Consider the following 9,082-nt stretch of genomic DNA (forward strand, 5'->3'; position numbering starts at 1 on the left):
ATAACCGCATTGTCTCCGATATGTACTTTATCGCGAATAACCGCACCTGGCTCGATACGAGCATTGATTCCTTTCAGGTCAAGCATAGGAATTGCGGAGTTACGGCGGTCTGATTCAACCACATAATCAACGATTTGCTCTTTGTTAGCTTCAAGCACAGGGGAGATTTCGCTCCACTCGCCAAATACGACGCCGCTTCCGCCAGAAATGAAGGATTGGCTGCCTTCGCCGAATTCAATACCTTCCAGGTTTCCTTTTACATATACTTTAACCGGAGTTTTTTTCTTGCTTTCTTTAATAAACTGGATGATTTCTAACGTATTCATTTCGCTCATGGTGACATCTCCTTAAAATTAAATTGACTCTCCTATATTATCAGATAGGGGGCGACGTGAAAAGGACCGCGTATCGAGTCGAATCAACTCGAATGCGCGGCCCACTGATTATGAGATGGCTTTTGAGGCAAATTGGCTGTTGTAGAGGTCGGCATAGAAGCCATTTTGCGCTAAAAGCTGTTCGTGTGTTCCCTGTTCAATCACAGTTCCGTGATTCATCACAAGAATGAGATCAGCGTCACGGATGGTAGATAAACGATGGGCGATGACAAAGCTCGTGCGGTTCTCCATTAGATTGTTCATGGCCCTCTGGATGGACACTTCCGTCCGCGTATCAACGGAGCTTGTCGCTTCATCTAGAATCAAAATTGCTGGATCCGCTAATATTGCTCTAGCAATGGTAAGCAGCTGCTTTTGTCCATGGGAGAGATTGGAGGCTTCTTCATTCAAAATGGTGTTGTATCCATCCGGCAGCGTTCGAATGAAGTGATCGGCATACGCCGCGCGAGCCGCACTTACGATTTCTTCCTCAGATGCTCCGTCTCGCCCGTAAGCGATATTCTCGCGAATCGTGCCGTTGAACAGCCACGTGTCTTGTAGGACCATTCCGAAGAGCCCCCGAAGGTGGCTGCGAGACATTTTACGGGAATCAACACCGTCAATGGATATCGTTCCGCCTTTTAATTCATAGAAGCGCATGAGCAGGTTTACAATGGTTGTTTTCCCTGCACCGGTAGGGCCAACGATGGCCACGGTTTGACCTGGCTCCACTTCAATATTCATATGGTCAATGAGCGGCTCATCCGTTTTATAGGAGAAAGCGACGTCGTTGAACTTGACGTGCCCCCGCACATGCGTTATGGACTTACTGTCAGTTTCCTCCAGTACTTCTTCAGGCTCATCCAACAGCTCGAAGATACGCTCCGCGGCGGCGATGGTGGACTGAATAACGTTTGCAATGTTAGCAACCTGCGTAATGGGCATCCCGAATTGCCCAGAGTACTGGATGAAAGCTAAAATATCCCCAATTTTGATCGCGCCATTCGTTACCATGATACCGCCAATGACACTGACCAGCACATATCCGATATTCCCGATAAAAGACATCAGGGGGAATATCATCCCGGAAATAAACTGCGCCTTCCAACCTGAATGATACAACCGATCATTGATGTCATTGAATTTCTCAATAGATTGGCGTTCACGCCCGAATGCCTTGACAATGGTATGCCCTGTATACATTTCCTCGACGTGGCCATTGAGCTCGCCAAGCGTTTTTTGCTGCCCTTTGAAATATTTCTGGGAGCGAGAAGCAATCATTTTCGTTCCCAAAATACTTAATGGCAATGTGATGATGGTTACCAAAGTCAACAGAGGGCTAATCGTAAGCATCATGATAATTATCCCTAGCAGAGTAACGATGGATGTGATTAGTTGTGTTAAACTCTGCTGCATAGTGGAGGAGATCGTATCCACGTCATTCGTGGCGCGACTCATCGTATCCCCATGACTGCGAGAATCAAAGAAAGAAAGAGGCACCCGAGCCAGCTTGTCGCTAATATCTTTGCGGAGGTTAAACACAATTTTCTGTGTGACACCAACCATGATTCTTTGCTGGATAAAAGTTAAAACAGAGCTGAAAACATAAAGCGCAGCTAGTATGAAAACAATCTGAAGCAGCGCATCAAAGTCGATGTGTGCGCCAGGCACACCTTTCAGCTTAGCCATGGAGCCTTCGTATAGCTTCGTCGTCGCATTCCCCATGAGTTTGGGACTAATGATGCTGAAAACCGTACTAAGCACGGCTGCTATAAAAACAGAAACGATGGATACCTTGAAAGGTTTCATGTAGCTGGAAAGACGGCGCAAGGTGCCTTTGAAATCCTTTGCCTTTTGAACGGGCATACCCATTCCACCCATACCGCCTCGGCCAAAATGAGCTGGACTAACACCCTGGGAGGAAGGGCGCTGTTGATTTTTTGGTTGATCACTCATGCTATTTCCTCCTCTGACAGCTGGGATGCTACGATTTCTTGATAGACGTCGCAGGTGCTCATCAGCTCGGTATGTGTGCCGATCCCGGCTATACGTCCGTCTTCTAGTACGACAATACGATTCGCATCCATGATGGTGCTGACGCGCTGAGCTACGATGATTTTCGTGGCTTGTGCAGTTTCGGTTTTAAGTGCCGCTCTTAGTCTAGCGTCTGTTTTGAAATCAAGCGCCGAGAAGCTGTCATCGAAAACGTAGATTTCCGGTTTGCGAGCAAGGGCTCGGGCAATAGCTAACCGCTGCTTTTGACCGCCGGATAAATTCGTGCCTCCCTGAGCGAGGACTGATTGATAGCCGTCTTTCAGTTCAGCAATGAAATCTGCAGCTTGCGCTGTCTGTGCAGCCTGGTAGATCTCTTCCTCCGTTGCCGTCTCACGTCCAAAACGGATATTGTCAGCAACAGTGCCGGAGAAGAGGGCTGCCTTTTGAGGGACGTATCCAATTTGTTGTCTTAGGCTATCTAGCTTTAATGTAGGCAACGCATGGCCGTCAATCGTAATGGTGCCTTCATTTACATCATAAAAGCGCAGCAGCAAATTGATCAGTGTCGTTTTGCCAGAACCTGTGCCTCCAATAATGGCTGTTACCTCACCTGGCTCTGCACGGAATGAAATATCACGAATCGCAGGCTGCTCGGCACCCGGATAACTGAAAGTTACATGCTTGAATTCAATCGCTGCTTGATCGGAAGGAAGAGTCATTGCCTCTTTGTTATTATGTATCGTAGAGGTCATAGATAGAACTTCATTAATACGCCCTGAAGAAGCGGACGCTCTTGGAATCATCATGAAAATCATCGTCATCATGAACATCGAAAACATAATTTGCATCGCATATTGAATGAAAGCCATCAAATCGCCAATTTGCATCTGATTGCTATCAATGCGTATGCCGCCATACCAAAGGATGACGACAATCCCCAAATTAAAGACCAACATCATGATGGGCATCATAGTCGCCATGATCGTGTTCACTTTGATAGCTGTTTGGGTGTAATCCAGATTCGCTTTTTCAAACTTCTGCTGTTCATGACCGGAGCGGTTAAAAGCCCGAATGACCCGGATACCGGTCAAATTCTCGCGTAGCACGAGATTGATGGCATCGATTTTGACTTGCAGCACTTTAAATAGAGGAAGTCCTTTGAACATGATTCCGACGATCGCTAATGCGAGGATCGGGATCACAGAGATGAGGACAACGGCTAGATAGGCATCCTTGTAGCTTGCCATGATTACACCACCAATCAGCATCGTCGGTGCGCCGATGAACATCCGCATCATGACAATAACTTGCTGAACTTGTGCGATGTCATTCGTGGTACGTGTAATAAGGGAGGAGGTGCCGACCTTGTCAAATTCATGTAAGGAGAAGCTTTCGACATGGCTAAAAAGCTTGCGGCGCAAATCTCTGCCGAATCCAGTGGCTGTCCGCGCCAGCAAGTAACTGGCAATCATAACGCAAACCATCGCGCCCATAGCTACCAAGAGCATATAAGCCCCATAACGGACAATATAAGCAACATCGCCATGTAAGACTCCGACATCGACAATATCCGAGAGCAGAGTAGGGAGATACAGTTGAGACAAAGACTGAAGGAGCATTAAGGCGATGATTGCTGCAACTGAAAATTTGTACGGGTTCAAAAGTCTAAACAGTTTGAACAAATGTTTTCCTCCTTAGGGAATTGTGAGTAAGTGCCACAGTGTGCATTTAATATGTAAATTATAACACATGATAAAATATCTGATCAAAAAATCAACGTTATTAATATTGACTTATCTTGTCGAAAGTGGCATAATTCTTTTAATTACATATGTACCTTTAAAAACAGTCCAGAGAGGCTGGCAAGGTAGTCGATAAGAAAAGACGGGATAGACTGAATCGCGGATTCAGTTTATGAACAAGCTTGAGGATGTGCGCATCCTTATGCCCCGCTCTGTATCTTTATGCACGCTAACTCCTTGCCAAGTAATGGGCAAGGAGTTTTTTGGTGTGTTCTAACCTGGCCCAAACTTAGCAAGTGCTTACAATGTAAGTTTCGCTAAAGAAACTCAGCTTATGCTTGCAGGGCAAGTTTTTCTTCGAAAACACTGCCAATGCTTACGATGCAAGTTTTGCTAAAGCAAAACAAAGCTTATGCTTACGATGCAAGTTTTCCTAAGGAAAACTCTCAGGAGGCGATTCAAATGAACGAAGCAGCCGAACACACGATTATAGATGAAATGGGAATTCGCCGTGCTCTTACGCGGATTGCGCATGAGATACTTGAAAAGAATAAAGGGGTAGAAAATTGTACCCTAATTGGGATTCGGACACGAGGCATTTATTTAGCGAAGCGAGTCGCTGAGAGAATATTGGAAATCGAAGGCATACCGGTTCCTGTTGGCGAGATTGATATCACCTCTTATCGAGACGATCGGGTCAAAGTGAAATCAGTTGAGAACGTTCAGGAAGGCGGCCGCATCCAGATCCAAGACCGGAAAATCATTTTGTTCGATGATGTCCTGTTTACGGGACGCACGGTGCGAGCAGCAATGGACGCCTTAATCGACTTAGGCAGGCCGCAAATGATTCAGTTGGCCGTGCTTGTGGACAGAGGGCATCGCGAACTGCCGATTCGCCCGGACTATGTAGGAAAGAATGTGCCTACCTCCAAAAGTGAAAGCATTGAAGTGCTGCTAACGGAAATCGACGATAAAGACGGCGTCATTATACTTCAACAGAGGGGGAAACAGGAGTGAGCATAGTGAGTACACAAACGAAGCATTTTCTGGGATTAAAAGGGGTCAGCGCAGACGAGATCACGAGCATCCTTGACCGCGCGGCTTACTGGGAGCAGAGTCCTGCGAAAGTGACCCATCAATTTAACGGCAAATTCGTCTCCAACTTATTTTTTGAAAATAGTACAAGAACCCGCTTTTCCTTCGAGCTGGCGCAAAAACGTCTGGGCGCGGACGTGCTGAACTTCTCGGCTGCGGAGTCCAGCGTACAAAAAGGCGAGTCCATCTACGACACAGTCCGCACCTTGGAGTCTATGGGCATCGACGCTGGCGTCATCCGCCTGAAGCCGAACGGCGTGCTCCAGGAGCTCGCGGAGAAAATCAAAATCCCGCTCATTAACGCGGGTGATGGAAACAACGAGCATCCAACGCAAGTCCAGCTCCGGTTAACCGCAATGTGGAACTGGACGATGAACTTGTTGAACATGAAAAGTCAAAAATTTTCACACAAATTGCTCACGGTGTGCCGATCCGTATGGCTGTCATCGAACGAGCGTTATCATAAAACAGGGGGATTTCACCACAATGGGCATTTGGATTCTAAACGGACTCACAGTTGACGCAAATAATGTACAAGCGAAGAAACACATTTTAGTTGAAAATGATAAGATCGCTCAGGTTCTGGACGCAGCTGACGGTTCAGTTCCACAAACAGATGGGCATGAAGTCATCGACGCAGCAGGCAAGCTGGTAACACCTGGCTTCATCGATATGCATGTTCACTTGAGAGAACCTGGGTTTGAACATAAAGAAAACATTGCGACTGGAACGCGTTCCGCTGCAAGAGGCGGATTTACAACGATTGCTTGTATGCCGAATACAAGACCCGTCATCGATACTGTGGAGACGGTGAACTACATATTGGATAAAGCAGCTACAGAAGGCGTAATTCGTGTGCTGCCATACGGCACGATCACCAAAAATGAGCTTGGCCGCGAGTTGACTGACTTTGCCGCGTTGAAAGAAGCGGGCGTCATTGGCTACACGGATGACGGTGTAGGCGTGCAAAGCGCGCAAATGATGAAGGATGCCATGGCACTGGCCGCATCCATCGGAATGCCCATCATCGCTCACTGTGAGGATGATACGCTTGTAGTCGGAGCTCCTGTCAGCGAAGGCTCTTTCGCGAAGAAGCATGGCCTGAAAGGCATCCCGAACGAATCCGAAGCGATTCATGTTGGTCGCGACGTGCTGCTAGCTGAAGCAACAGGAGTTCACTACCACGTGTGCCACGTTTCTACAGAGCAATCGGTTCGCTTGATTCGTCACGCGAAACAGTTCGGAATTAAAGTGACCGCAGAGGTATGCCCGCATCACCTCGTGCTGTCAGATGAAGATATTCCAGGGCTTGACGCTAACTGGAAGATGAATCCGCCGCTGCGCACGCCACGCGATGTGCAAGCTGTCATCGAAGGTCTAGAAGACGGCACGATCGACATTATCGTTACGGATCATGCGCCGCATTCGGAAGAAGAGAAAGAGAAGGGCATGATGCTTGCGCCATTCGGTATCCTTGGTTTCGAGACAGCGTTCAACCTGCTGTATACGAAATTTGTCCTGACGGGTAAGTGGACGCTTGGCTTCCTAGTAGATCGTATGACTAAGAAACCTGCTGATGTATTCGGTCTTCCATATGGAACATTGAATGTAGGCAGCGTAGCGGACATTACGATCGTAGATTTAGAAACAGAACGCGAGGTTCTCAAAGAAGAGATTGTTTCGCGCAGCAAAAACACACCATTTATCGGATGTAAACTGAAGGGCTGGCCGGTGGTTACCATCGCTTCAGGAAAAATCGTTTATTCATAAAAACGACACGAACGATCTATACGGGGACCCCAAAATCGTGTATATTTATACAAACTGATCATTTTTTATGCAAGTCTATGCATGATTGATGGTAACAAATTAGCAGGACATCTGCGGTTCGTTAGAATCGCCTGACAATAGTGAAGGAGCTGAACATACATGCAGGCAAGATTGTTGCTGGAAGACGGCACGCTTTTTACAGGAAAATCGTTCGGTAGTGAAGGTGAGTCCGTCGGTGAAGTAGTATTCAACACGGGGATTACAGGGTATCAGGAGGTTCTTTCCGATCCGTCCTACTGTGGTCAAATCGTAACGATGACTTATCCATTGGTGGGGAACTACGGTGTGATTCGTGATGATTTTGAATCCGTACGCCCATTCATTCATGGCTTTGTCGTTCGTGAGCATGAAGAAATCCCGAGCAACTGGAGAGCTCAATACACGCTTGGCAGCTTGCTTAAGGAATACGGCATCGTAGGCATCAGCGGCATCGACACGCGTATGTTGACGCGTAAGATCCGTCACCACGGTGTTATGAAAAGCTTGCTGACAACTTCCAATAAATCCGTTGCCGAGTTGACTGAAATCCTGAGAGGCACTTCCCTCATGACGGATCAAGTTGCGCGAGTCTCCACGAAAAGTGTGTTCGGAGCGCCTGGCCACAAAGAGCGCATCGTGCTGGTTGACTACGGGGCAAAAAGCGGAATTATCCGCGATCTGAGCAAACGCGACTGTGACGTTGTTGTTGTGCCTCAAGATGCAACAGCGGAACAAATTCGTCGCCTTGCACCAGACGGCGTCCTGCTGTCTAACGGCCCTGGGGATCCCAAAGACGTTCCTCACGCTGTCGAAATGATCAAAGGATTGCTTGGCGATATCCCGCTTTTCGGAATTTGTTTGGGTCATCAACTGTTCGCACTTGCTTGCGGCGCTGACACTGACAAACTGAAATTCGGACATCGCGGTGGTAACCACCCTGTCAAAGATTTGGCTTCTGGCCGCTGCTACATTACATCGCAAAACCATGGCTACACAGTTAAAGATGAGTCCGTCGCTGGTACTGATCTTGAAGTGACGCACATTAACAATAATGACCGTACAATCGAAGGCTTGAAACATAAGAAATTCCCAGCGTTCTCGGTTCAATACCATCCGGAAGCTGCGCCTGGACCTTTTGACTCCAGCTACCTGTTCGATGATTTCATCTCGATGATTCGTCAGTACAAACTTGATAACCCAGAACAGCCGCGCCAAGCGCAAATGCTTGCTCAGTGGAAAGCGTCCACGGCATCGACATCTGTAAGTAAAACTTACGAAGCAAGTTTTGCTGACGCAAAACTCTAGGGAGGAACTGTAATATGCCAAAAAATAATACACTCAAAAAGATCCTGGTTATCGGTTCCGGTCCGATCGTCATCGGTCAAGCAGCGGAATTCGACTACGCGGGAACACAAGCTTGCCAAGCATTGAAAGAAGAAGGTATGGAAGTTATCCTGATCAACTCCAACCCGGCTACGATCATGACAGATACGAACATGGCAGACAAAGTATATATCGAACCCATTACGCTTGAATTCGTTACACAAATCATTCGTCAAGAGCGTCCTGATGGTTTGCTTCCGACTCTAGGCGGTCAAACAGGCCTTAACATGGCTGTAGAGCTTGCTCGCGCAGGAGTTCTAGAGAGCGAGAATGTGAAGCTTCTGGGTACGCAGCTTACAGCGATTGAGAAAGCGGAAGACCGTGATCTTTTCAGAGATTTGATGAGAGAACTAGAGCAGCCTGTACCGGATAGCGTAATCGTAACAACAGTCGCGCAAGCGGTAGATTTTGCTAACGAAATTGGCTTCCCGATCATCATTCGCCCAGCTTACACGCTTGGTGGTACTGGCGGCGGTATCTGTAACACGATGGAAGAGCTGACGGAGATCGTAGCTTCCGGAATTCGTTACAGCCCAATCGGCCAATGTCTCGTTGAACGCAGCATCGCGGGCATGAAAGAAGTCGAGTATGAAGTAATGCGTGATGCAAACGATAACTGTATCGTTGTATGTAACATGGAGAACTTTGATCCAGTAGGCGTACATACAGGGGACAGCATCGTAG

The 9,082-nt window shown here is 47.5% G+C and carries 6 protein-coding genes and 2 pseudogenes; 5 read left to right on the top strand and 3 right to left on the bottom strand.

All coding sequences use genetic code 11. The features are described 5' to 3' along the window. The 3 genes and pseudogenes from AC1DUA_RS21300 to AC1DUA_RS21310 all read right to left on the bottom strand — a co-directional run. A pseudogene (locus tag AC1DUA_RS21300) lies at positions 1-335 on the bottom strand (2,3,4,5-tetrahydropyridine-2,6-dicarboxylate N-acetyltransferase); the annotation flags it as partial. A gap of 108 nt (positions 336-443) precedes the next feature. Further along, on the bottom strand, positions 444-2,330 hold the full coding sequence (locus tag AC1DUA_RS21305; protein ID WP_477501681.1) for an ABC transporter ATP-binding protein: 1,887 nt from the start codon (positions 2,328-2,330) through the stop codon (positions 444-446). Beyond that, the gene (locus AC1DUA_RS21310) at positions 2,327-4,051 is read right to left on the bottom strand and encodes an ABC transporter ATP-binding protein (protein ID WP_477501682.1); all 1,725 of its coding nucleotides are present in this window, start codon (positions 4,049-4,051) and stop codon (positions 2,327-2,329) included. The genes AC1DUA_RS21305 and AC1DUA_RS21310 overlap by 4 nt, the downstream gene beginning before the upstream one ends. A 522-nt stretch (positions 4,052-4,573) precedes the next feature. On the opposite strand from AC1DUA_RS21310, the gene pyrR reads away from it, so the two are divergent. The 5 genes and pseudogenes from pyrR to AC1DUA_RS21335 all read left to right on the top strand — a co-directional run. After that, positions 4,574-5,128 (top strand): bifunctional pyr operon transcriptional regulator/uracil phosphoribosyltransferase PyrR, encoded by a 555-nt coding sequence (pyrR, locus tag AC1DUA_RS21315; protein WP_477501683.1) that lies wholly within the window; start codon positions 4,574-4,576, stop codon positions 5,126-5,128. Continuing rightward, positions 5,125-5,565 (top strand): annotated as a pseudogene (locus tag AC1DUA_RS21320) (aspartate carbamoyltransferase); the annotation flags it as partial. The gene pyrR and the pseudogene AC1DUA_RS21320, both read left to right, overlap by 4 nt. Before the next feature lie 127 nt (positions 5,566-5,692). Next, entirely contained in the window at positions 5,693-6,976 is a 1,284-nt protein-coding gene (locus AC1DUA_RS21325) for a dihydroorotase (RefSeq protein ID WP_477501684.1), read from the top strand. Positions 6,977-7,135: 159 nt separating this feature from the next. Continuing rightward, positions 7,136-8,320: a glutamine-hydrolyzing carbamoyl-phosphate synthase small subunit gene (gene carA / locus AC1DUA_RS21330; protein ID WP_477501685.1), complete on the top strand. Its 1,185-nt coding sequence runs from the start codon at positions 7,136-7,138 to the stop codon at positions 8,318-8,320. Positions 8,321-8,334: 14 nt separating this feature from the next. Then, positions 8,335-9,082: carbamoyl phosphate synthase preATP-grasp domain-containing protein (locus AC1DUA_RS21335; RefSeq protein ID WP_477501686.1), on the top strand; the 748-nt coding region annotated here is incomplete at its 3' end.

The organism is Paenibacillus sp. 01T422, from assembly GCF_056398785.1.

Bases quoted from the DNA above. Each gene is read 5' to 3' on its own strand.
- AC1DUA_RS21305 (WP_477501681.1), bottom strand. From the start codon at position 2,330: ATGAGTGATCAACCAAAAAATCAACAGCGCCCTTCCTCCCAGGGTGTT.
- pyrR (WP_477501683.1), top strand. From the start codon at position 4,574: ATGAACGAAGCAGCCGAACACACGATTATAGATGAAATGGGAATTCGC.
- AC1DUA_RS21325 (WP_477501684.1), top strand. From the start codon at position 5,693: ATGGGCATTTGGATTCTAAACGGACTCACAGTTGACGCAAATAATGTA.
- carA (WP_477501685.1), top strand. From the start codon at position 7,136: ATGCAGGCAAGATTGTTGCTGGAAGACGGCACGCTTTTTACAGGAAAA.